This is a genomic window from Mycobacterium sp. 1245499.0 (assembly GCF_001673615.1).
GTDB lineage: Bacteria > Actinomycetota > Actinomycetes > Mycobacteriales > Mycobacteriaceae > Mycobacterium > Mycobacterium europaeum_A.
In genome coordinates this window covers 1-22,776 of record NZ_LZMG01000269.1, presented here as the reverse complement: position 1 = coordinate 22,776, position 22,776 = coordinate 1, and the positions used below count along the sequence as shown (strand labels likewise).

Below are 22,776 nucleotides of genomic sequence, written 5' to 3'. Positions count from 1 at the left end.
CCGGCGACTATTTCCAGGTCGACTCGGCCCGGCTGTGGGACGTGCCCGACGTGCCGGTCGGCATCGGGGTGGCGATGGCGGGTGCCCGGGGCGTCGACAAGTTCGCCAAGCTGGCCGACCACCTCATTGCGGTGGAGCCGGACGCCGAACTCGTCAGGGAATGGCACTCCGCCCGCCAAGCCGCCAACCTCGCGGGCGGCGGACGGGTGGTCGGCCAGATACCGGTCTCCTGGGATCCCGACCGCGACACCGCGGTGAAGCGTGCACACGACCAGTTCCGCTGGTTTGCCGGCGGCTGGAAGGTCAACGCGGATCTGCCGACGCCGGCCGGCTTCGCCGGGGCGACCCAGTACGTGCGGCCCGAAGACGTCGCCGAGACCATTCCCTGCGGTCCTGACCTCGATGCCATCGTCGAGGGCGTCCGGCCGTACTGGGAGGCCGGGTTCACCGACATCGCGCTGGTGCAGATCGGCGGGGAAGCCCAGGAGCGGTTCCTCGCCGAGGCCGCGGAGCCTTTGCTCGCGGCGTTGCGCGACGCAGCAAACTGATCGCAGGTTTGACCGCTTCCCGCCCGGGTATCCGCGTTCGCAGTCGTGCGGAGCCGGCCAACGCGCGTCGGGACGTCGGCAGAGCTGGGACGTGACGGGCGTTCCGGCGGCGTTGGCCCCGCAAATCGCCGCCGCACCGCCGGTGGCCCGGACACAGGTCTTCCGGCGAAGCAAGGGGGAGTGAAAGTTGAGCGATCAGACCGACGGCACCACGAACACACTCGTCAAGGTCCTCAGCGGTGCCAGTTTCGGACTCGGCGTCAGCGAATTGGTCGCCCCGGGCAAAGTGGCCGCAATCGCGGGCGTGGATGACACCAGCCGGTCGCGACGGGTGATCCGCGCGCTCGGGGTCCGCGAATGCGGCCATGGCGCCGCGCTGCTCGGCGGTCCCGCCAAGCTGGTGTGGACCCGGGTGGCCGGGGACGTCCTGGACATGGCCCTGTTGATCGCGGGCGTGGCCGCCCGCGGCCCGGGGCGACGCCGCCAGGGCGCCATCTCGGCGGCACTGCTGTCCGGTATCGCCGGACTGGACCTGTACACGGCGCTACGCACGACCGGCAACGGGGCCGCATCAGGCGCTCCAGCGCTACGAGCTCTTTGAGGCGAAAGTAATCGGTGATTCGCAGGAAGGGACCGACGATGTCAAACGAGTTGCAAGGCAAGAAGATTGCGATTTTGGCGGCCGACGGTGTGGAAAAAGTCGAGCTCGAACAGCCGCGTGCGGCGCTGCAGGAGGCCGGCGCAAAAGTCCAGTTGCTGTCGCTGAAGGACGGCGAAATCCAGGCGCGTAATCACGATCTGGAACCGGCGGGAACGTTTGCCGTCGACCGCAAGGTATCCGAGGCGTCCGTGGACGACTTCGACGGCCTGGTGCTGCCGGGCGGCACGGTGAACCCGGACAAGCTGCGCATGGACAAATCCGCGGTGTCTTTCGTTCGCGATTTCGTCGGATCGGGCAAGCCGGTGGCGGCCATCTGTCATGGCCCCTGGACGCTGGTGGAAGCCGGTGTGGCAGTGGGCCGGACGCTGACCTCGTACGCCAGTATCCGCACCGATCTGCGCAACGCGGGTGCCCATGTCGTCGACGAGGAGGTCGTCGTCGACGGCAACCTGATCACCAGCCGTTCCCCATCGGATCTTCCGGCGTTTTGCGCGACCATCCTCAAGCAATTCGCGCAGGCGACTACCGGCTGACCGCGACTTTTCGGCCGTTCCGTTTGAATGCGCCGGTTTGCGGGCATTATCCCGCCAAGCCGTGATGAGCGGCAATCCTTGTAGGGTTCTCGAAAGGCCAACAGTGACAACCGCGTATCCCGAGCCCGTTGTTTCACCGGTGCCAAACGTGTATCAGCCGCAGGAGGACTCCCGTTTGCTGGTGGACGTGATGCACGATTCCGGCCTGATCCCGGGGCGTCGTGTGCTCGATCTCTGCACGGGCAGCGGGTTCGTCGCGATCGCGGCTGCCGCGATGGGATGCGCGAGTGCCACCGCCTTCGACATCTGCCCGCAGGCGGTGCGCTGTGCCCGGGAGAACGCCGCGGTGGCCGGCGTGCAGGTCGACGTCCGCGAGGGCTCCTGGAACGCCGCGGTGGATGACGCGCCGTTCGACGTCGTCGTGTCCAACCCGCCCTATGTCCCCACCCCGCCCGGCGCCGAGACCGAAGAGATCTGCCCGGCCGCCGGCCCGTCCTGGGCCTGGAATGCCGGCGCGGACGGCCGCACGATCCTCGATCCGCTGTGCGAGACCGCGCCAAAGCTGTTGCGCGACGGCGGATCCCTGCTGCTAGTGCATTCGGCGCTGTCCGGCGTGCAGCAGTCGCTGGATGCCCTGAAGTGGGCCGGGATGGACGCGAAAGTAATTGCCTCCAAATGGATACCGTTCGGTCCGGTGCTGTCGTCGCGGGCGCAATGGTTGGAGAGCGTCGGTCTGATCCCGCGCGGCCGGCGCGAAGAAGAGCTGATCGTGATCCGCGCGGAAAAGCGATGACCACTACCCGGGTACAGGTGGTGCCCAACGGGCCCGTGCTGGTCTCGGGCCCGGTGCGCATCGAGATGCCCAACGGCGAGGTCGTGGAGTCCGACCGGTTCATGGTGGCGATCTGTACCTGCCGGCGCAGCGACAATTATCCGTTGTGCGACACCAGCCATCGCAGGTGTCGACGCTTCAAGGCGTCGGCTGCTCCAGCGGCCGCCGCAGCGACGTCTGATTCTGGCGCCACGACGTCATAATCCGTTCCGCCAGGCGGTCTTCCACCGCGGCATGCGCCCGGATACCGAAGATGACGTCGTGCTCGAGTTGCGGCTCCTGGGCGACGAGATCGCCGACGACATCGATGCGCACGACGTGCTCGTGCACCGCGTCGGCCTCGACATGCTCGCTGTAGAACTCGACGCAGGCCGCCGGCGCCTGCAGGCGGCGCAACGCCTTCACCATGCGCTGTGATCCCGGCGGTGAGGTGATCTCCGTCGAGGCGAAGTGCCCGATGGCGGCGCCGCGCAACGAGCGGTGCAGCCCGAACAGCGACATGAGGTTGACCACCGCCAGCGATTCGGCGGGCACCGCGTCGATGTAGCCCCAATACGTCGCGTCCAGTCCGGCCGCCGACAGCAGATCCGCGAACAGCTGCTGGTGTAGCCGCGCGCCCTGTCCGGCGCCGTACTCATCGAATTCGATTGCCACGAATGCCGCTTTGGCCACTCCGCGCAGCCGTGGGATGGCAAAGGCGTGCGGATCGCCCTCCTTGAGGTGATACAGCGAGCGGTGCACGAAGTATTCACACATCTGCTGCCAGGTTCCGGTGTCGCGCAGGTAGTACGACGGGCCGGTGCCGTCGACGGGTTCGACCGTCAGCGCTTCCATCTCGGCCGCCGCGGTCTGATCGGGGTCGATGAGTCCGACATCGCGGCGCACGCCGGCCAGAAAGACGCGTTCCAGCTCGGCGCGCAGCCCCAGCAGCGCCGGGTTCCACTCCCAGGCGGGGTCGACGCCGGCGAGACCCCGATAGTGCAGCTCGTAGCACATCGACAGCGCCAGCTGCAGATCCAGACCGTAGGGATCTGAATCGCGCACCGACGCGCCGATACGGGTCAGGTGATCGCCGGAGGGCGGGCCGGACAGCGCGCAACGCACGGCTGTTGACAGTGGCCCGTGTGCTGCCGGCAGAACGGGTTCGGTCATGGTCGATGCGTGGGTCACGCCGATGTCTACCCGCTACCGGGGGCTGGCAAACGGCGCGCCGGCGGTCGCATACGTCCCCCGCCCGCCTCAGACGGCCGCTGACGGCGGTCGGAAGGTGATGTCGGCGGTGGTGCCGGCGGCGGTGGTGTCCAGGTCCATGGAATCGCAGAGCATCCGCATCAGCGGTAAGCCGCGGCCACCGTTGCCCGGGTTGGCGGCCGGCGTCTTCCACGATCCGTAATCGGTGATCCGGGTGCGCACTTCGTCGTCGGTGAGGCTGACTTCGAGCAGCATGGTTCCGGCGGCGAAACCACGGTAAGCGTGTTCGACGCAGTTGGTGCACCCCTCGTTGACCACCAGCACGATGTCGGCGGTCAGGTCTTCACCGATGCCCCCGGCGCGCAGCCAGTCCGCCAGCCGATGCCGGATGCTGACCAATTGGTCTGCGGTGGCGACGGTTTCGATCCGCAGCGGGCTGTGCTGATGGCGGTAGATCACCATCGCGACGTCGTCGTCATATCCCGCTGCCGGAGCCAGCTTACGAAGCACCTCATCGGCGACGGTGTCCAGGGGTGATGTCATGGTCTGCGCCAGAACGTCTGCGGCGCGGGCGATTCCGTCGTCGATCGATTCGTGTTTGCGTTCCACGAGGCCGTCGGTGAACAGCATCAGCGTCGAGCCGGGCGGCAGCACCTGGGTGGTCTGCGGGCGCGGCTCGGTCCGGCGGACCGCGAGCGGCACCGACGCGGCATCGGTCAACAGCGTGGTCGTGCCGGGCTCCGGCCCGGCCAGCACGGCCGGCATGTGTCCGGCGTTGCTGTACTGCAGCACCCCGGTCTCGGTGTCCAGAATCGCCAGGAACACCGTGGTGCAGTACGCATTCGGGATGAGCGACGCCGCCGAGTCGAGCTGATCGAGCAGCACCGCGGGTTCGGCGCCGTTGATCAGCAGCGCCCGCGCGGAGCTGCGCAGCTGCCCCATGATTGCGGCGGCCGGCAGGCCGCGGCCCACGCAGTCGCCGACGACGATGCCGATGTGGTGCTCGCCGATCGGGAGCACGTCGTACCAGTCGCCGCCGATCTCCAAGGGCGGCACCGCGGGTTCGTAGCGAACGGTGAAGCCAGGCGGCGGCTGAACCGGCGGCAGCATGGCGCGCTGCAAGGTCAGCGACGTCTCGCGCGCGCTCTCGAACTGGCGCACGTGCTGCATGGCCAGACTCAGGTGGCTGATCAACACGGTGACCAGCAGCCGATCCTCCCCGCTGACCCACCGCGGTGTGCGCAGCTCGAGCCACAGCGCCAGGTTCCCGGTGCCGGAGAGCACCGCGACCAGTCCCTGCGCCTTGCCTGGATTGCCCGGCGCCTCAATCGTTTTCGCCGTCAGCGGCAGCTGGTGACGCGCGTCCTGAAAGGTGTTGCGCAACCACGGCTCCAGCGCGCGCCATGACGAGGCGGACGGCTCGCCCGCCACCTGGACGGTCGGGTCGCCTTCACCGTTGGGCCACGAGACCGCGATCACCCGCTGCACGTCGATCGCCGCGCTGCACTCGTCGAGGGTGATCGACAGCAGCTCGTCCACGCTTTTGGCCACCGCCACGGCGGTGGCCAGCCGCAGCACCGCGCTCTCCCGGGCCGCGAAGGCGCGCTCGGCGGTGACGTCGCGGATCGTTCCCACGTAGGCGTCTCGATCGCTGCCGGTTTCCTTGACTGCGTTGATGCTCACCTTCACCCACGCCAGATGCCCGTCGGCGTGGCGAATCGGTGTTTCGTAGTCGGCCCGGCCGTGGCTCAGCACCCGGGTTATCTGTTCGGCCGCCGTCTTGGTGTCGACCAGCCAGGGGTGCGGCCATCGATACGGCAGACCCTCGCTGGAATACCCGAGGATCTCGATGAAGGCACTGTTCATCTCGACCACCGAGCCCTCGTGATCGGCGACGAAGAACCCTTCCTGCAGGGAATTCACCAGTGCCGTGCGGAATTTGTCGCGATCGGCCAGCCCCTCGGCGCGGGCCCGTTGTTCGGCGTAGCGTCTGTTGCCGTCGATGAAGCCACGCGTCGCGACGTCCAGCGGAACCAGCAGCTGCAGGAGGAACTCCAGCGCGATCGGCGCATCCACGCGCACGTCCGTAGCAATTTCGAAGACCAGCCGCACGTGATGCTCGACGATGTCGAGCAGGCTGATCTGCTCCTGCAGGGCCCTGCGCCCGAGCTCGTTGCCGACCGACAGGGTCGCCTCGTCACGCGAATCGACGTAGGCGCGTAACGCGGCCTCGTACTGGTCGTAAAAGTCGTGGTGGGCGTTCACATCGTCACTCCCCGGTGCCGCGCGGCCAGCACCATCGCATCGTCGGTCTCCTTCGCGTCCTTGCCGAGGAGTCCTTCGGCGATGGCGACCGCCGGGGCCGAAAAGTCGATATGGTCCAGGTAGTCTTCGATGATTCCGTCCGTCCGCATCAGCAGCAGATCACCGGGGCGAATCGAAACGGCTTGCGCTGGTCTGATTTCCGGTATGCGATAACCGACGATGCCGCCAATGAGACGTGCCGTGGACTGGATATGGATACCGGTTGGTGCCTTGGCCACCAGATGGGCGGTGACATTGCCCACGCCGGCCCACGTCACCGTGTTGTCGGCAAAGTCGACCCGCGCCAACGTCATTGCGACTCCTCTGGTGCCGGCCAACACCCGGTGACAGAGTTGGATCAACACTTCGATCGGCTCCGACGCGGCCCGCGTGACCGTGTCGACCGCCCGCAGCGCGGCGTCGGCGGCGGCAGGCCCGTGGCCGAGCCCGTCCACCAGTCCGAACAATGCGGCCGTACCGGCGATGTCGACGGCAATGCCCCGATCACCGGAGGTGTCCTCGCTCGGCAAAGGCCTACCCGCCCTTGCCCATTCGATAGGTCCGAAACGCCCGTTCTTATGCACGAGGGGGAACCCATTTCCACATTTCGATGACGGTCCCCTGGCCCAGGGTCGACTCGACTACCAACCGGTCCATCAGGCGGCGGGCACCCGGCAGGCCCATGCCCAGACCCCGTCCGGTCGTGTAGCCGTCTTCCATCGCCCGCTCGATGTCGGCGATGCCGGGGCCCTGATCTTCGGCGCGCACCACCAGGGCTTCGCGTCCCTCCCGATCGGCGACGGCGACCCGAACCGCGCCGCGGCCCGCGTAGCTGGTGATGTTCCGCGCGATCTCCGAGATCGCCGTGGCGATCATCGTGACGTCGGTAAGGGAGAATCCCAGATCGAGGGCGAGTTGGTGTCCGGCCTTGCGGGCTTCGACGATGTCGTCGGGGTGGTCGATGGCGACGACGATATCAGCCGCCACCGTCGAGCCCGATCGTTGACTTCCCCACGCCGCCTTGGCGATTCAGCAGGGCGAGGCCCTCTTCAAGATCCAGCGCGGTGTTCATGTCGTCGAACTCAAGACCCAGCTGCACCATCGCGAAGGCCACCTCCGGCTGCAACCCCACGATCACGGTGTCCGCGCCGCGCAGCCGGGTCATGTGCGCGATGGTCCGCAGCGACCGCGCGGCAAAGGAATCCATCACATCGATGGCGGTGACGTCGACGATGATGCCCTGGGCGCGGAACTGGCTGACCCGTTCCATGAGGTCGTAACGAAGGCGTTCGGCGTCGGAGTCGGTGAGCGCGGCCTGTACCGACGCAATGAGAATCGAGCCCTGCTTCAGGATCGGTACTGGCATAGCGTGCTCGTGTCGATGGTGGTTAGCCGGTCTATTCGCCGGTGCGGGTGACCTCGTAGCCCAGCAGGCGTTCGGCCTCCTCGATGCCGCCCTGCAGGTCGCCGACCGCGTTCATCTTCGACAGGTCCAGCCCGATGGTCACCAGCGTCAGCGCGATCTCGGAGGATAGGCCGGTAATGATCACGCTGGCACCCATCAACCCCGACGCGTCGACGGTCTGCACCAGGTGGTTGGCTACCGTCGAGTCGATGGTGGGCACACCGGTGATGTCGATGACCACCACCTTGGCCCGGTTCGCGCGGATGGCCCGCAGCAGCTGTTCGGTGACCTGGCGGGCGCGCTGAGAATCCAGCACGCCGATGATCGGCAGGATCAGCAGCTGCTCACGCACCTGCAGCACCGGCGTCGACAGCTCGCGGATCGCCTCCTGCTGCTGGCGGATGATGCGCTCGCGTTCCTGCACGAACGACACGCCCACCGTGTTGGCGATGCGGTTTGCCGCCGGCTCGTAGGCGTCCAGCACCCGATTGAGCATGTCGAAGTCGGTCTGGTACTTCTCGAACAGCGAGCGGGCGAGCACGTCGCGCAGCAGCAGGACGATGCCGAGTACCTCGTCGGTCTCCACACCGCGCGGGATGATGCGTTCGGACAGGTCGCGCGCGTAGTCCTGCAGTGCCTCGACGCTACCGGTCTCGAGCACCTCGACGTAGCTGTCGTACACCGTCGTCGCCTCGGAGAAAATCTCCTCCGGGGTCATCGCGGTGAGCAACTGCGCCTCGGTGATGCGGCGGGCCCATTCCTCGCGCAAAATCGTCCGATTCTGCCGTAGATGCTGAACTAGCTGCGGCAGTAGGCCCTCGCTGGAAATACCCACGGTCTGCGCGGCGGCGCCGGTACTGTTGAAATCCGACGGCGAATCTGACATCTGGCCTCCCGAGTAGCCACGTCGCGCCCTGCGGTCTGCAGTTCCTTTTGCGAGACTAGCCTGGGTTGTCGCGGGGCACGTGTAGAGGGCATATTCTTCTCGCAGTTCGTAACGGCAGGCTAGGGTTGAACCACGCTTAAGGCACTCAAGGCCCAGGACAAAGGATTGCCATTGTCAGCTCCTGATTCGATTACCACGTTGGTTGAAGACCACGACGGGGTGTCCGTGGTCAGTGTCAGCGGCGAAATCGATTTGGTCACGGCGCCCGCGCTGGAACAAGCCATTAGCGCTGTCGTCGCCGATAGCCCGACGGCGCTGGTCATCGATCTCTCGGCGGTGGAGTTTCTCGGCTCGGTCGGCCTGAAGATCCTGGCCGCGACGTATGAGAAGCTGGGCAAGCAGACCGGGTTCGGCGTGGTCGCACGCGGTCCGGCCACCCGCAGGCCGATCCACCTGACCGGTCTGGACAAGACCTTCCCGCTGTATCCGACGCTCGACGACGCACTGACCGGCGTGCGGGACGGCACACTCAACAGCTAGCGCCGCGCTTTACCCATCGCTTGCCTGACAACGCCTTTGGCGCGGATGCGGCAATTCCAATTTCGCATCTCGTCGATTTCGGCGCCTATTCTGCGTTTTTTCTCGAGGACACCGCCGGCCTGAAGCGGTCTGCGCGCCCGGCGCAGGTGCGATGATCGGGGCTATGGACGTCGACCATCCGCAATCGGACCAGCGGTGGGATCGCCGTGCGCGCGGCGAGACAGAAGTTCAACGGCTGGACCGCAATTGGAACAGCCTGCTGCAGGAGCTGCGCGTGGTCCAGACCGGGGTGCAGCTGCTGACCGGATTCCTGTTGACCCTGCCGTTCCAGCAGCGCTTCGACGTGTTGGGGCCGCCGATGCGGGTGGTCTATTTGGCCAGTGTGGTGTGCGCGGTGTGCGCGACCGTCTTGCTGATCGCGCCGGTGGCCATGCACCGGATGCTCTTCCGGCGTCATCGGCTACAAGTCCTGGTCTCGGCCGCACACCGGTGTGCCTATGCCGGGCTGGCCCTGCTCGGTCTGGCGGTCATCGGCCTCACCACGATCATCTTCGCCGCGGTGGCCGGGCGGACCGTGGGCCTGATAGCCGGAGGGTGTGCGCTGCCGCTGTTCACCTTCTTCTGGTGGGTGCTGCCACTGATGCTGCGGACGCACGGCGAGTGACGCGACCCCGCCGGTCAGCGACCGGGCGCGAGCGCCGCGATCCGGGTGGACGTCAGGTGTTCGAGCAGGTCACGCGGATCGGCGAAGACGGGGTCGGCCCCCGCCTCCTGCAGTTCCGCGCGGGCGATGCCGCCGCTGCACAGCCCGATGCACGGCACTCCCGCGCCGGACGCGGCGCGTGCGTCCCATACGGCGTCCCCGACGAACACGGCGTGTTCAGCGTCCACACCGGCGCGTTCCAGGGCCACGTTCACGATGCCGGGTTCGGGCTTGGCGGTGTCGACGTCGCGTGACGACGTCGTCTCGGAGATGACGTCGTCGCAATCGAGCACCTTGCGCAGGATCTCCAGCTCGTCTTCGGGCGCCGAGCTGGCCAGCACCACCTGCAAGCCCAGCTCGGCGACGCGGCGCAGCAGGTCGCGGGCGCCGGGCAGCGGTTGCAGCAGCGGCGTGATCTCCCGGTAGTACTCGCTGTGCTTGTCGCTGAGGCGCTCCTGGACGTCGGCCGGGGCGTCGTCGGAGAGCTTGCGCACGAGCGTGGATCCGTCCATACCGATGCAGCGATGGATTTGCCAGGACGCCACCACCATGCCCTCGGCGTCGAACGCGCGCTGCCAGGCGTGCACGTGCAGGTAGTTGGAATCCACCAGGGTTCCGTCGACGTCGAACAGGACGGCGGGGCGGCCGCCGCGCGCCGTCAGGGCAGGCTCCCGGCGCCGGTGCCGGGGCACCCGCCCGCATGCGATCGTGAAATCATGTGCCCGGCATACCCACGCAGGGCGTGACTGACACGGTCCACCCTTCGTTTGGTCCCTGGGCCGACGGGTACCCCGGGTGATGATCCGCTGCGCCGGGACGGCTGTGCCGTGCTTGCCAGCGGATCCGACCTAGGCCGTATGTATTGAATGACGCTGGCACACAATAGTTTTCGACGAGGAATGACGTTGGATTACCGCAAGAACGCCCCAGTCGACCATGCCCGTACCACCCGTGCGCACGCCGGCGAATCCCTCCAGAACGGCGCCAACGCACCCGGGCTCGCCGGGTCGGCCCTCGCGGTGATCGCCCTCACCGTCGGCCTGTTCGCCGTGGCCGCCGGCCATCTGGTGGTCGGCGCCGTCGCCCTGATCGCCGCCGTCATATTGGGCGCGCTGAGCGCGACCTGGCTGCTGCGCACCCACCGCAAGGTTCGCGATGCCGAACTGCGCTGGCATGCCAAGCATTCCGACCAGCCGGCGCCACCGCCCAGCAGCTGACGGAATCGGTACGCGCCTGATCCCGCGGCGAGCGGGCGAATTGGTCACATTTTTTCGGTCGCAATGGTGTAGCGCACCCCCGAACGGGGTACTGCCTGCGCCACGGGTGAGTACAGGAAAGTGCGTCAACCCGTTCCGGAGCAGGAAGGAACACCAATGGCGACCACCACTGACTACGACGCACGCCGTATATCCGACGCGGACACCCCGGACAAATCCTCGTTACGCGAATTGGCCCCGACCCTGCAGGGAGCCGCCACCACCGTGGTGGACGAGGACCCCAACGATGTGCACTTTTTCGAGCTGCCGGGCGCCGACCTGTCCGGGGAAGAGCTGTCGGTGACCGTGATTCCGCAGCGGGCCGACGAGTTCACCTGCTCCAGCTGCTTTTTGGTCCAGCACCGTAGCCGGATGCGCACGTCGAGCGCCGGCCTTCCGGTGTGCGCCGACTGCGCCTGATATCGGCTCTTCCGGAAGACTCCCCGGCCCGCGTGAGCCCCGCGCCGCGACCGCGAACCTGCGCTGGATTGTCGGTGGCATCCACTAGGTTCAGCGGACGATGGAGAAGGTGCTCGGGTCGCTCCTGCCGCTGGGGTTAGCGCTCCCTTGGTATTTCACGCAGCGGGCCACCGGTAGCCTGCCGGCGGGATGCGCGGCCGGCCTGGTCGGCCTGGCCGCCGCGGTGGCCATCCTGTGGTGGCTTTCGCTGCAACGGGATCGCCACCAGGCCGACGCGCAGCGACGCCGCGACCACAAATGCGCGAAAGCCGGGCTGCGGACCATCGATCGGATGTCGGGCACCGAGTTCGAGGAATTCGTTGCGGCACAGCTTCGGATCGCGGGCTACAGCGTCACCCCGACGGCGAGCACCGGCGACTACGGCGTGGACCTGATCGCCAAGAAGGACGGTGCCCGCATGGCCGTTCAATGCAAAAGGCTGGCGAAGGCGGTGGGCGTGGCCGCGGTCCAGCAGGTCGTGGCCGGGGCGCTGCACCATGGCTGCAACCGGACGGTCGTGGTGACCAACCAGACCTTCACCAAGGCGGCTCGCCGGCTGGCCAGCACCCATCACTGCCGTCTGGTGGCGCGCACCCAATTGCACAGCTGGACGCGAATCGCCACCGTTCCCGGCCGGTGCCCGCGGCGCACACCCGGGGTCGCTCCCCACGCCCGGCCGCAGCGGCTGGAACCGGAGTGGGACGCCTAACGAGAGCCTCTGCGCCACAGCATGTTCGGGCCGTCACGCCGGTGTCAGCGCCGGGTGGCGTCATCGATCACCCGGCGCGCGATGTCCCGCAGCGGGGTGTTCATGCTCTGCGAGAGTTTGATCAGCGTGTTGAAGGCGGTCTGATCGTCGAGGTCGTAGCGCTCGATGAGGATGCCTTTGGCCTGGCCGATCATGTCGCGGGTGCTCAGGGCTTCCTTGAACTGTTGGGTGCGCACCACGTTGCTCCACGCCAGGGCGCCCAGCGTCGCGAAGATGGCGGCGATCCGACGGGAGTCCTCGGAGAAGGCCTGCGGGCGATCGGCATAGAAGTTCAGGGCGCCCATGCTCAGCTCGTCGGCGAACATCGGCAGCGACAGAACGCTGCGGATCGGCGTGTGGGCGAGCGCGTCGGCCTGATACTTCGGCCAACGTTGGTCCATCTCGAGGTCGTCGATGACGACGACCTTGCGGGTCCACGCGGCGTGCACGCACGGCCCTTCCAGGTGGCGCTGCTGGAACTCGTCCAGCAGGCGGGCGCTGTCGTGGGTGACCGACGGGGTGCTGATCTCGTTCTGCCGGCTGGTGACGGTGATCCCCGCTTCCTGAGCCCCCGGCACCCAGCGCGCGGCCGCGCTGGTCAGGTCGTCGAGCACCTGGGGGAAGTCAGACGCGTCCGCCGAATAGATGGCGCGCAGAACGTCGGTGAGCAGGGTCAGATCGTCAAAATTGGTCACTGAATGTCGCCCTCATGCTTCGAGACCGGTTACAGGCAATTCCGCGCCGTTTTCTGCAGCCTGCGGTCTCGCGAGGCGATCACTGATTAGTTATGACGGCGACGAAAGTCGATGCTGTCTGCTTAGCATGACGGTGAGATCCATTATATCGGCCGGGTTTCCGCCGATTGCGCCCGATACCGACTCTGGACGGACCCCGGTTGGCCCGGGTGGCCGCCGTCGTCGATCCGGGTTGCTCTGGCGGGGCCAGGTGGTAGCGTCCGGCGCACCGGCGGAGACTTTGGAGCGACAATGGTGGCAACTGAGGACCAGTGGAGCAAACCCGCGGCCCTGGCAATTCCCAAGGAAGGTTATTTCGAGCTCGAGCGGGGCCGGTACGGCCCGCTGTATCCGCGCCCCCCCGCTTGCTACGGCTTTTCCATCATCGCCAAGGTCAAGGAAGGTCGCGAGGAAGCCGTTCGCGCCTACGGCAAACAGATCGAAGAAGCGGTCAAGGCAAACCCGGACGTGCTGGCACCCCTGCGGCTGCACTACCTGCGCTGGCAGCTCTTCGATATCGGGTCGGGATTGCACTTTCAGTACCAGGGCATCTTCGACACCGACTTCGACAAATACACCGAGGACGCGGTGCAGCTCTTCAGCCAGACCGGGATCACCACCGTCTTCACCAATCTCGAAGGCTTTCCCGAGGACTGGCGAGAGAACCCGGAGGCCTTCGTCAAGTTCGTTCGCGAGCACCAGTGCCCGAGCTTTCTGGAATACGGGGAGTACCCCTACGTCACGGCCGACGAGATCAAGAAGGGGCTACGGCTGAAAGCCGCGTTCGGCACGATGCTCGATCAGATGCAGTGAGGCCCTCGGAGCGCGCAGATGCTTGAGCTCGACGACATCCAGCACATCCTGCTGACCCGTACCCCGGCCCTGACCGGACGGTACGAATTCCTTTCGTTCGACGATCCGGTGGCCGGCCGGGCCTGGCTGTCCGAACTGGTGGACGTGGTGGAGTCCGCCGCCTCGGTGCGAGAAACCATGGACGACACCAAGCGCTGGGTCACCCTGGGTTTCACCTGGAGCGGCCTTCGGGCGCTCGGAGTGCAGGAGGAGGCGCTCGCGACCTTTCCGGAAGAGTTCCGGCAGGGCATGGCCGCCCGGGCCGACATTCTCGGCGACACCGGACGAAACCACCCCGACAACTGGGTCGGCGGATTGGCCGGCGACGACCTGCATGCGATTGCGATCCTGTTCGCGCGAGACGACGCCGAACACGCCCGCGCCACCCGGGCCCACGACGAGCTGCTGCAAAGGTGCGGCGGCGTGCGCCGGTTGTCGTATCTGGATCTGAATGCGACACCTCCGTTCAACTATGCCCACGACCATTTCGGCTTCCGGGATCGGTTGTCGCAGCCGGTGATCGAGGGATCGGGTGAGGAACCCACGCCAGGGTCGGGCGCGCCGCTGAAGGCCGGCGAGTTCATCCTCGGCTATCCCGACGAGCTCGGCCCGGTGGCCAATTCGCCCCAACCGGATGTGCTCTCGCGCAACGGGACCTACGCCGCTTACCGCCGACTGCACGAGCACGTGGCGGTGTTCCGCGACTACATCGGTTCGCAGGCCCGCACGCCCGGCGACGAGGAGCTGGTGGCCGCGAAATTCATGGGTCGCTGGCGCAGCGGCGCCCCCTTGGTGCTGGCACCGGACGCCGACGACCCCGAGCTGGGCGCGGACCCGATGCGCAACAACGACTTCAACTACAAGGAGATGGACCCGCTCGGCTACGCGTGTCCTCTGGGTGCCCACGCCCGGCGGCTCAACCCGCGAGACACCGCGCCCAACATGAACCGGCGACGGATGATCCGCCGCGGCGCCACCTACGGGCCGGCGCTTCCCGACGGTGCGCCCGACGACGGAGTGGATCGCGGCATCGCCGCATTCATCATCTGCGCCAGCCTGATCCGGCAGTTCGAATTCGCGCAGAACGTGTGGATCAACGACCGTACATTCCACGAACTCGGCAACGAGCACGACCCGATTTGCGGAACACAAGACGGCACAATGGAATTCAAGATACCGAAGCGGCCGATCCGCCGAGTTCTCAAGGGCCTTCCGGCGTTCACGACGTTGACCGGCGGGGCGTACTTCTTCCTGCCGGGCATCAACGCCATGCGCTATCTCGCGGCGCTGAACTGACAATCGGGGAACCATCATGAGCACCTTGCCCGCCGCACGCACGTACAACCAGACCCACGTGCCGCGACCGCACACGGCGGGACGACGCATCAGCATCTACTGGACGTGGAGTTATCCGTGGGAATCCCAGCGCGGCGTCGAAGCGCTGGACAACCGCTTTTCGACGATGACCGAAGTGCGCAGAGCGGCCTGGCCACACTACGAGGGACCCGACTGGGATGAGGCGCACTTCCTGCAGGGCATCGCCGGCACCCTGGAGCTCTTTCACCGCTCGACGCTGGCGTTCCAGGAGCTGGCGGGCGGCGCCACCGGCCATCCGGTCGCGGTGTTCCAGCGAATCGACCAGGCCGGCTACCAGCAACTGATCGATGAACGGATATTGGCCGACACCGACACCTTGATGGTGTTCGGGCTCGACCATCTCGTCGGGCAGGAGGAGGCGCGGACCGAAGAGATCGACGCCCTGCGCGAATGGCTGAAACGCGAGGGCACCTGCCTGCTGCTGGCGCCGCACCACGACGTCGGCTTCACCGACGACCCGGCGCAGCGCCAGGTCGAATACCTGCACCACGGGGACCCGCTGGTGCCGCGACAGCAGCGGTTCACCGCCTACACGCGGTCACTGATGCGCGCACTCGACGTCCCCGTGCACAACACGTGGGGATTGCGTCCCGCCTTGGTCGAGGGGACCGGTGAGATCGCGCCGCTGACCGGCTTCCGCGATCTGGACGCGCCGGGCCTGCTGAACAACGTCATGACGCTGAACTTCCACCCGCACCTGCCGCACTACGAACTCACCGCCCCGGAAAGCGATCTGCTGCGCGTGCTCGGCAGGCAACGCGTGGACCCGCAACGGCCGCATCCCTTTACCGTGGCGGGCAACACCGAATTCAACGCACTGATCTGGATGCCGCCGGCCGCCGACCGAGCCGGCGACATCGTGCTCGTCGACTCCACGAATTTCACGACGCTGTTCGGCGGGACTGACAGCCTCAAGAACTTCTGGCACAACCTGGCGACGATGACGTGACGGAGTCAGAAACCGCGGCGCCTGCGCGGAGATCGCCCGCGGTGGCGCCGCGGACTGCTGAAACATGGGTCGGGGTGGCGGGATTCGAACCCACGGCCTCTTCGTCCCGAACGAAGCGCGCTACCAAGCTGCGCCACACCCCGCTTGAAGCTCCGACAGCCTATCGCACCGGGCCGTCGGGAGGCCAAACCGCGGTGCGCGAGGTCACGTCCAGGTGCACGATCGCTCGAACTCGACCAGCGCCTCGGCCGGGCCGGTCGGATCCAATCCCTGCGCCCGCACCCACTCGTCACTGAAATAGGTGTCGCGGTAGCGATCGCCGCTGTCGGCGAGCAGCGTGACGACCGAACCGCTGCGGCCCTCGGCGACCATCTCGGCGAGCAGGCCGAACGCACCCCACAGGTTGGTCCCCGTCGACGGCCCCACCCGGCGCCCCAACACGGCGCTGACGTGCCGCGCGGCCGCGATCGAGGCCGCGTCCGGGACGGCCACCATCCGGTCGACGACGCCGGGCAGAAACGACGGCTCCACCCGCGGCCGGCCGATGCCCTCGATGCGCGACGAGCCGGGCAGCACCAGGTCGTTCAGGTCATTCTGGTCTTCCGCGTAGGCGGGGAAGAACGCGGAGTTCTCCGGGTCGACGACGCACAACCGGGTGGCGTGGCGCCGGTACCGGATGTAGCGCCCGATCGTGGCGCTGGTTCCGCCGGTGCCCGCCCCGACCACGATCCACTCCGGGACGGGGTGTTCCTCCTCGCGCATCTGCTCGAAGATCGACTCGGCGATGTTGTTGTTGCCCCGCCAGTCGGTGGCGCGTTCGGCGTTGGTGAACTGGTCCAGGTAGTGGCCACCGGTCTCGTGGGCGATCCGCTGGGCCTCGGCGTAGACCTCGCTGGCGCTCTGCACGAAATGGCAACGGCCGCCATGGGCTTCGATCAGCGCCACCTTCGACGCGCTCGTCGCCGCCGGCATCACGGCGACGAACGGCAGCCCCAGCAGGGCGGCGAAATAGGCCTCGGACACCGCCGTCGAACCCGACGACGCCTCGACCACGGTGGTGCCCTCGTCGATCCAGCCGTTGCACAGCGCGTAGAGGAACAGCGAGCGGGCCAGCCGGTGCTTGAGGCTGCCGGTGATGTGCGTGGTCTCGTCTTTGAGGTACAGCGCGACCTGGGCGCCGGGACCGCCCATGCTCCACGCCGACGGCAGCGGATAGCGAAGCAGATGGGTGTCGGCGCTGCGCCGGGCGTCGGCCTGGATCAGCCGGATCGCATTGTCGGTCCAGCAACGCGAGCGGCTGCGGACCGCGATCCGGGTCTGGCCGGTCAACGCACCGATGCTGTTGGCTGCGAACGGCTCAGGTCGCTCGCCGTGTCGCGGTCGCCCATCGGGGTGGCGATCAACGTCAGCAGGGTCGCCTCCGGGCGGCAGCAGAATCGCACCGGCGCGAACGGCGAGGTCCCCATGCCGGCGGACACATGCAACTGCATGTTCGCGCCCCAGCGCGACGGTCCCTTGGCGCGCGAGCGGTCCAGGCCGCAGTTGGTCACCAGCGCGCCGTAGAACGGCAGGCACACCTGGCCGCCGTGCGTGTGCCCGGCCATCACCAGTTGATAGCCGTCGGCGGCGAACCGGTCCAGCACCCTGGGCTCGGGCGAATGGGTCAGTCCCAGCCGCAGATTCGCCGCCGGGCTGGCCGGGCCGGCGATGGTTTCGTAGCGGTCCCGGTCCAGGTGCGGGTCGTCCACGCCCGCGGCCGCGACGTGCAGGCCGGCGACTTCGAACTCGCGGCGGGTGTGGGTGAGATCGAGCCAGCCGCGCTCGGTGAACGCCGCCCGCAGGTCCTGCCAGGGCAGCGGTTCACCGCGGACCCGGTGCGACGGATTGGTCACGTAGTTCAGCGGATTCTTCAGCTTCGGCGCGAAGTAGTCGTTGCTGCCGAACACGAAGACACCCGGGCGAGAAAGCAGGTCACCCAGGGCCTGGATGACCGACGGCACCGCCCTGGGGTGGGCCAGGTTGTCGCCGGTGTTGACCACCAGGTCCGGTTCCCAGCCGGCCAGTTCGCGCAGCCACGCCTGTTTGCGGCGCTGCCCGGGCGTCATGTGAAGGTCGCTGATATGCAGCACCCGCAGCGGAGTCGAGCCGGGGGACAGCACGGGCATGGTGATCTCGCGCAGGACGAACGCGTTGCGCTCGATGACCGCGGCATAGCCGAGGCCGGCGACGCTCGAAGCAAGGGTGGCGGCGCCGGCACGTATCAGGACGGGCACGGCTCGGCGACGATGCGGGCCGCGAGGCGGCCCGGGGAGGAGCCGGGCAATCGGGACTTGAGCATCAGCCATGCTGGCAGCCTACTGCCGGTCGGGGACTGGCAGCGTATCTCTTGACGTCACGACGTTTATGGCGGCGGCGGCTGGCCGGGCGCCGGTGGTGGCGGCGCCAGCAGCGGAATGGTGATCGGCGGCAGGCCCGGGATCTCGACGACCTGCGAACCGACCGGCGGTGCACCTTCCGGTGGCGGCGGCGGGGCCGGCGGGATGCCGTTGCTGACCTGAATGGTGATGATCGAGCCCGGGATCGTCGCGCCGCTCGGCGTCGTGCCGACCACTTCGCCTTGCTTCGCGCTGCTGTTGACGAAGTTGTTCTGGTCGGAGACCTGGAAGCCGGCCTCCTTGATGCGTTGGCGTGCCGCGTCGATATCCAGGCCGGCGACGCTGGGCACCCGTGACCCGGGCGACCCGTCGACGTAGCGGGGATCGGTGGGCGGCAACTGCACGGGCCCGAAATTGGTGGCGATCGGCTTCATCGCGGTGAACCAGGTGCGGGCCGGCTCGTTACCGCCGTACAGGTCGCCCTCGGCGCAGTGGCGCAGCGGGGCGGAGCACAGATCGGTGGGGTTCGTCGAGTCGTCGTAGATGTAGTTGGCCGCCGCGTAGTGGTTGGTGAAGCCCACGAAGCCCGACGAGCGGTGCGCCTCGGTGGTGCCCGTCTTCCCGGACACCGGCAGGTCCCAGCCCGCCGCGCTGGCCGAACCGGCCGCGGTGCCGCCGCCCAGGGCGTCCTTGCTCATCGCGTTGGCCAGCGTGTTCGCCAGACCGTCGGGCACCACCTGGTCGCAGGTTTCGGTGGTGACGGCGACCTCGTTGCCCTTACGGTCGACCAGCTTGTCGATCGGGTTGGGCGGGCACCAGGTGCCGCCCGAGGCCAGGGTGGCCGCGACGTTGGACAGCTCGAGCGCGTTCACCTCGATGGGGCCCAGCGTGAACGAGCCGATGTTCTGCCGCTTGACGAAGTCGGCCAGGCTCTCGTTGCTGTCGGGGTTGTAGTCGCGGGCCGTGCCGGGGTCGGCGTAGGACCGCAGCCCCAGCTTGATGGCCATGTCCACCGTGCGCGTCACACCGACCTGCTGGATCAGCTTGGCGAACGCGGTGTTGGGCGAGGTGGCCAACGCGTCGGTGACGTTCATCGACCCGCGGTAGTTACCGGCGTTGACCACGCACCAGTTGTCCTTGGGGCAGCCCTTCGCCCCGCCGCTACCCATGCCCTTCGCCTGGAACCGGCCCGGCACCTCGAGGGTGGCGTTGATGCCCATGCCCATGTCCAGGGCCGCGGCCGTGGTGAAGATCTTGAAGACGGATCCCGCGCCGTCACCGACCAGCGAGAACGGCTGCGGGCGCATGGTCTGGCCGGCGTCGACGTCGAGGCCGTAGGTGCGGTTGCTGGCCATGGCCATCACCTTGTGCGACGTCTTGCCGGGTTGGATCACGCTCATCACGCTCGATATCCCCGGCAGGGTCGGGCTGGCGAATTTGTCGATGGCCGCCTTGACCGGGATCTGCACATCCGGGTCCAGCGTCGTCTTGATGAGGTAGCCGCCCCGGGCCACCTGTTCCTTACTGATCCCGGCCCGCGACAGGTACTCCTGGACGTAGTCGCAGAAGAAGGCGCGGTCGCCCGCAGCGATGCAGCCGCGGGGCAGCTCGTTGGGCTGCGGCAGGATGCCCAACGGCGCGGCCTTGGCGGCGCGCAGTGCTTCCTCCTCCTGCGGGATGTTCTGAATCATGGTGTCCAGCACCAGGTTTCGCCGTGCCAGCGCGCCTTCTGGGTTGATGTACGGGTTGAGCGCGCTGGTCGACTGCACCATGCCCGCCAGCAGCGCCGCCTGCTGCCAGTTCAGGTCGGACGCGTTGATGCCGAAGTAGGTCTGGGCGGCGTCCTGCACGCCGAACGAGCCGTTGCCGAACGACACCAGGTTCAGATAGCGGGTCAGGATCTCGGGCTTGGTGAAGGTTTTGTCCAGCGTCAACGCCATGCGGATCTCGCGCAGCTTGCGGGCCGGGGTGGTCTCCACCGCCGCGCGCTTCTCCGCGTCGGTTTTCGCGGTGACGAGCAGTTGGTAGTTCTTGATGTACTGCTGCTCGATGGTCGAGCCACCCCGGGTGTCCACGTCGCCGCGGGCGTAGCCGGCCAGGCCGGTCAGGGTGCCTTTCCAGTCCACGCCGTTGTGGTCGGCGAACCGCTTGTCCTCGATGGAGACGATCGCCAGCTTCATCGTGTTGGCGATCTTGTCGCTGGGCACCTCGAACCGGCGCTGCGAATACAGCCAGGCGATGGTGTTGCCCTTGGCGTCGACCATCGTCGACACGGCGGGCACCTCGCCCTCGAGCAGCTGGGCCGAGCCGTTGGCCACCACTTCCGAGGCGCGATTGGACACCAGTCCTATTCCGCCGGCGAACGGGAACAGCAGAGCGGTGGCGACGACGCTGGCCAACAAACAAAGCCCCGCAAGCTTGAGGATCGTGAGCGCGGCCGGGGGGCGGTCTGACATGGCTACTACAGTAGCGGCCCCCAGTCACGCCGCCACGCTGCACGTTCTTCCAAAATTTGCGTCATCTTGAGACCGGTGGCGGCGGGTCTGAATTTGCAGTTGCGTCACAGGTCAGACGTGCAACAGAGCGTGCAAGATCACTTCTTCGCCTATCGTTTGGTACGAGACGGCACGCCCGTCCCAAAAAAAGCGTTATCGGACTGTTGCGCAATTGGCACCTGACCACCTAACTTAGACACACGGTGAGATTCAGGTAACACCGACGTACATAGTGTGGCGTAGATCGCTAGGTCAGGATCTGCACCCGAGGAGGGCGGCCGTGACGGGCGGCCGGTAGGGAAAGGGAACAGTTCGTGTCACCAATACGGCCGGCGGCGCGTAGGACAAACATTGCAGCCGCACAAGGGGTACTCCGCAGTGTCGATGCCGAAGAACGGATCGCTTGGGTCTCGAAGGCGCTCTGCCGGACCACCGATCCCGACGAACTGTTTGTCCGCGGAGCGGCCCAGCGTAAAGCGGCCGTGATCTGCCGTCATTGCCCGGTGATGCAGGAATGCGGGGCAGACGCGCTGGACAACAAGGTCGAGTTCGGGGTCTGGGGCGGCATGACCGAGCGGCAGCGCCGCGCCCTGCTCAAGCAGCATCCCGAGGTGGTTTCCTGGGCGGACTTCTTCGACAAGAGGCGGACCCGCAGCGTCGGCTGATCTCCACCGGCCCGACGGGCCGTCGGTCGATCGGCGCGGGCAGGGCCGACGTCCCGCCATTCGTCATTACGTTTCTGTTACGACGGGCTCCGGCCGGTTCCTCAGCGGGCCGTTGCCCGGCCCGCATCGTCACCGACGTAGTTCGGATTGGTCGGTTCCTCAGCGGGCCGTTGCCCGGCCCGCATCGTCACCGACGTAGTTCGGATTGGCCGGATCCTCAGCGGGCCGTTGCCCGGCCCGCATCGTCACCGACCGAAGTGATCTGATCGGCGAGCGCCCGCAGCGCCTCCAAATCCGAAACATCGAACGGCAGCGACGGAACCCCGATCACCGGCACGTGCGGGTTGGCCCCGGTGAACCGCGACAGCAGCCTGATCTCCCGCTTGGCGGTCTGCGCACGGTCGGCGTGAATCTTCAACACCGCCGACGCTAGCGACGCGGACTCGGAATCGCCGTCCTGGTCCAGCATTTCGCTGCCATCGATCGCCCGCTCGGCCGGCAGCGAGCACAACGGCGGATGGGTGCGGTTCAACACCAGCCCGGCGAGCGGCATCCCTTCCTGCGACAGGCGGTCGACAAAGAACGCCGCCTCGCGCAGCGCGTCGGGCTCGGCCGCCGACACCACGACGAACTGCGTCCCGCGCCGCTTCAGCAGCGCGTAGGTGCGATCGGCCTTCTCGCGGAAGCCGCCGAACGTGGCGTCCAGCGACTGCACGAACGCCGCGGCGTCGCCGAGCATCTGTGAACCCAGGATCGTCGACATCGCCTTCATCGCCAAACCCATTGCGCCGGTGACCAACCGCCCGATGCCGCGGCCCGGCGCCAGCAGCAGCCGCCACAGCCGGCTGTCCATGAAGCTGCCCAGTCGCTTCGGCGCGTCCAGGAAGTCCAGGGCGTTGCGCGACGGCGGCGTATCCACGACCACCAAATCCCAGCGATCCTCGGCCAGCAGCTGGCCCAGGCGCTGGGGGTCAGCGACCTCGGCAACACGCCGCAACGCGTCCCGCTGGCGGCGGAGGTTCCCGGCGAGCTGCACGCGATGATGCTCGACATGCGCCGTACCTTCGACGAGATGGTGGTCCAGTACTCGGGACCCGGTCGTGCGCAGGCGATTCTGGACAACCAGTTCTATCAGACCGTCGCCAGTTCGCTTGCCGGCACGCAGGAGTACATGGCGATGGAGAAGCTGGGCCAGCTGCTGGCCGAGGATCGCTGGGATTTGGTGGTCGTGGATACGCCGCCGTCGCGCAACGCCCTGGACTT

27 protein-coding genes and 1 tRNA gene are annotated in these 22,776 nt (G+C 67.3%); 15 read left to right on the top strand and 13 right to left on the bottom strand.

Annotated features, from left to right (window positions below; genetic code table 11):
* The 5 genes from A5646_RS15905 to A5646_RS28180 all read left to right on the top strand — a co-directional run.
* The coding region (locus A5646_RS15905; RefSeq protein WP_156765615.1) for a TIGR03557 family F420-dependent LLM class oxidoreductase at positions 1-548 on the top strand (548 nt) is incomplete at its 5' end.
* Between the two features lie 187 nt (positions 549-735).
* Entirely contained in the window at positions 736-1,149 is a 414-nt protein-coding gene (locus A5646_RS15900; protein WP_066867719.1) for a malate dehydrogenase, read from the top strand.
* A 38-nt stretch (positions 1,150-1,187) separates the two neighbouring features.
* On the top strand, positions 1,188-1,742 hold the full coding sequence (locus A5646_RS15895) for a type 1 glutamine amidotransferase domain-containing protein (RefSeq protein ID WP_067022581.1): 555 nt from the start codon (positions 1,188-1,190) through the stop codon (positions 1,740-1,742).
* Between the two features lie 103 nt (positions 1,743-1,845).
* Positions 1,846-2,535, top strand: a complete 690-nt coding sequence (locus tag A5646_RS15890; RefSeq protein WP_067022578.1) for a HemK2/MTQ2 family protein methyltransferase — start codon at positions 1,846-1,848, stop codon at positions 2,533-2,535.
* Positions 2,532-2,777, top strand: coding sequence for a CDGSH iron-sulfur domain-containing protein (locus A5646_RS28180; RefSeq protein WP_082984761.1), 246 nt, complete (start codon positions 2,532-2,534; stop codon positions 2,775-2,777). Before A5646_RS15890 ends, A5646_RS28180 begins: the two co-directional genes overlap by 4 nt.
* Here the strand turns inward: A5646_RS28180 and A5646_RS15885 are convergent.
* The 6 genes from A5646_RS15885 to A5646_RS15860 form a co-directional block, all read right to left on the bottom strand.
* The gene (locus A5646_RS15885; RefSeq protein ID WP_082984760.1) at positions 2,713-3,726 is read right to left on the bottom strand and encodes an iron-containing redox enzyme family protein; all 1,014 of its coding nucleotides are present in this window, start codon (positions 3,724-3,726) and stop codon (positions 2,713-2,715) included. The genes A5646_RS28180 and A5646_RS15885 overlap by 65 nt on opposite strands.
* An 87-nt stretch (positions 3,727-3,813) precedes the next feature.
* Positions 3,814-6,030, bottom strand: a complete 2,217-nt coding sequence (locus A5646_RS15880; RefSeq protein WP_067022572.1) for a SpoIIE family protein phosphatase — start codon at positions 6,028-6,030, stop codon at positions 3,814-3,816.
* The gene (locus tag A5646_RS15875; RefSeq protein WP_066881104.1) at positions 6,027-6,599 is read right to left on the bottom strand and encodes a SpoIIE family protein phosphatase; all 573 of its coding nucleotides are present in this window, start codon (positions 6,597-6,599) and stop codon (positions 6,027-6,029) included. Before A5646_RS15875 ends, A5646_RS15880 begins: the two co-directional genes overlap by 4 nt.
* Positions 6,600-6,645: 46 nt before the next feature.
* Positions 6,646-7,056 (bottom strand): anti-sigma regulatory factor, encoded by a 411-nt coding sequence (locus tag A5646_RS15870; RefSeq protein WP_066867701.1) that lies wholly within the window; start codon positions 7,054-7,056, stop codon positions 6,646-6,648.
* On the bottom strand, positions 7,046-7,435 hold the full coding sequence (locus A5646_RS15865; RefSeq protein WP_066867698.1) for an STAS domain-containing protein: 390 nt from the start codon (positions 7,433-7,435) through the stop codon (positions 7,046-7,048). Before A5646_RS15865 ends, A5646_RS15870 begins: the two co-directional genes overlap by 11 nt.
* Before the next feature lie 31 nt (positions 7,436-7,466).
* Positions 7,467-8,360: an STAS domain-containing protein gene (locus A5646_RS15860; RefSeq protein ID WP_066867687.1), complete on the bottom strand. Its 894-nt coding sequence runs from the start codon at positions 8,358-8,360 to the stop codon at positions 7,467-7,469.
* Positions 8,361-8,531: 171 nt separating this feature from the next.
* On the opposite strand from A5646_RS15860, the gene A5646_RS15855 reads away from it, so the two are divergent.
* On the top strand, positions 8,532-8,900 hold the full coding sequence (locus A5646_RS15855) for an STAS domain-containing protein (protein WP_231997738.1): 369 nt from the start codon (positions 8,532-8,534) through the stop codon (positions 8,898-8,900).
* A gap of 163 nt (positions 8,901-9,063) precedes the next feature.
* Entirely contained in the window at positions 9,064-9,564 is a 501-nt protein-coding gene (locus A5646_RS15850) for a DUF6328 family protein (RefSeq protein WP_066867681.1), read from the top strand.
* 14 nt (positions 9,565-9,578) lie between these two features.
* Here A5646_RS15850 and A5646_RS15845 read toward each other — a convergent pair whose 3' ends face one another.
* Positions 9,579-10,295, bottom strand: a complete 717-nt coding sequence (locus tag A5646_RS15845) for an HAD family hydrolase (RefSeq protein WP_197505212.1) — start codon at positions 10,293-10,295, stop codon at positions 9,579-9,581.
* A 207-nt stretch (positions 10,296-10,502) separates the two neighbouring features.
* On the opposite strand from A5646_RS15845, the gene A5646_RS15840 reads away from it, so the two are divergent.
* From A5646_RS15840 to A5646_RS15830, 3 genes are all read left to right on the top strand, one after another.
* Positions 10,503-10,820 (top strand): hypothetical protein, encoded by a 318-nt coding sequence (locus tag A5646_RS15840; RefSeq protein ID WP_066867678.1) that lies wholly within the window; start codon positions 10,503-10,505, stop codon positions 10,818-10,820.
* A gap of 156 nt (positions 10,821-10,976) precedes the next feature.
* On the top strand, positions 10,977-11,279 hold the full coding sequence (locus A5646_RS15835; protein ID WP_066867675.1) for a DUF4193 domain-containing protein: 303 nt from the start codon (positions 10,977-10,979) through the stop codon (positions 11,277-11,279).
* Between the two features lie 100 nt (positions 11,280-11,379).
* The gene (locus tag A5646_RS15830) at positions 11,380-12,027 is read left to right on the top strand and encodes a restriction endonuclease (protein WP_067022569.1); all 648 of its coding nucleotides are present in this window, start codon (positions 11,380-11,382) and stop codon (positions 12,025-12,027) included.
* Positions 12,028-12,071: 44 nt separating this feature from the next.
* Here the strand turns inward: A5646_RS15830 and A5646_RS15825 are convergent, their stop codons facing one another.
* The gene (locus A5646_RS15825; RefSeq protein WP_067022566.1) at positions 12,072-12,761 is read right to left on the bottom strand and encodes a GAF and ANTAR domain-containing protein; all 690 of its coding nucleotides are present in this window, start codon (positions 12,759-12,761) and stop codon (positions 12,072-12,074) included.
* A 291-nt stretch (positions 12,762-13,052) separates the two neighbouring features.
* Here A5646_RS15825 and A5646_RS15820 point away from each other — a divergent pair, with 291 nt between their 5' ends.
* From A5646_RS15820 to A5646_RS15810, 3 genes are read left to right on the top strand one after another with little or no spacing between them, the layout of a single operon-like run.
* Positions 13,053-13,613, top strand: coding sequence for a hypothetical protein (locus A5646_RS15820; RefSeq protein WP_067022564.1), 561 nt, complete (start codon positions 13,053-13,055; stop codon positions 13,611-13,613).
* Positions 13,614-13,631: 18 nt separating this feature from the next.
* Positions 13,632-14,948, top strand: coding sequence for a peroxidase (locus tag A5646_RS15815; protein WP_067022561.1), 1,317 nt, complete (start codon positions 13,632-13,634; stop codon positions 14,946-14,948).
* Between the two features lie 16 nt (positions 14,949-14,964).
* Positions 14,965-15,978, top strand: coding sequence for a hypothetical protein (locus A5646_RS15810; RefSeq protein WP_067022556.1), 1,014 nt, complete (start codon positions 14,965-14,967; stop codon positions 15,976-15,978).
* Between the two features lie 69 nt (positions 15,979-16,047).
* Here the strand turns inward: A5646_RS15810 and A5646_RS15805 are convergent.
* The 4 genes from A5646_RS15805 to ponA2 form a co-directional block, all read right to left on the bottom strand.
* Positions 16,048-16,121, bottom strand: a tRNA-Pro gene (locus tag A5646_RS15805).
* 61 nt (positions 16,122-16,182) lie between these two features.
* Positions 16,183-17,307, bottom strand: a complete 1,125-nt coding sequence (locus tag A5646_RS15800; protein WP_067022554.1) for a PLP-dependent cysteine synthase family protein — start codon at positions 17,305-17,307, stop codon at positions 16,183-16,185.
* Positions 17,304-18,323, bottom strand: a complete 1,020-nt coding sequence (locus tag A5646_RS15795; protein ID WP_067022551.1) for a metallophosphoesterase — start codon at positions 18,321-18,323, stop codon at positions 17,304-17,306. The genes A5646_RS15800 and A5646_RS15795 overlap by 4 nt, the downstream gene beginning before the upstream one ends.
* A gap of 56 nt (positions 18,324-18,379) precedes the next feature.
* Entirely contained in the window at positions 18,380-20,809 is a 2,430-nt protein-coding gene (ponA2, locus tag A5646_RS15790) for a transglycosylase/D,D-transpeptidase PonA2 (RefSeq protein ID WP_067022548.1), read from the bottom strand.
* A 353-nt stretch (positions 20,810-21,162) separates the two neighbouring features.
* On the opposite strand from ponA2, the gene A5646_RS15785 reads away from it, so the two are divergent.
* A complete protein-coding gene (locus A5646_RS15785) occupies positions 21,163-21,513 on the top strand; it encodes a WhiB family transcriptional regulator (protein ID WP_007772220.1) in 351 nt (116 codons plus the stop codon).
* Positions 21,514-21,730: 217 nt separating this feature from the next.
* On the opposite strand, the gene A5646_RS15780 is transcribed toward A5646_RS15785, so the two are convergent.
* Positions 21,731-22,549 (bottom strand): ArsA family ATPase, encoded by an 819-nt coding sequence (locus A5646_RS15780; protein ID WP_369806952.1) that lies wholly within the window; start codon positions 22,547-22,549, stop codon positions 21,731-21,733.
* 3 nt (positions 22,550-22,552) lie between these two features.
* Between A5646_RS15780 and A5646_RS15775 the strand changes: the two genes are divergently transcribed.
* Positions 22,553-22,776: ArsA family ATPase (locus tag A5646_RS15775; RefSeq protein ID WP_369806951.1), on the top strand; the 224-nt coding region annotated here is incomplete at its 3' end.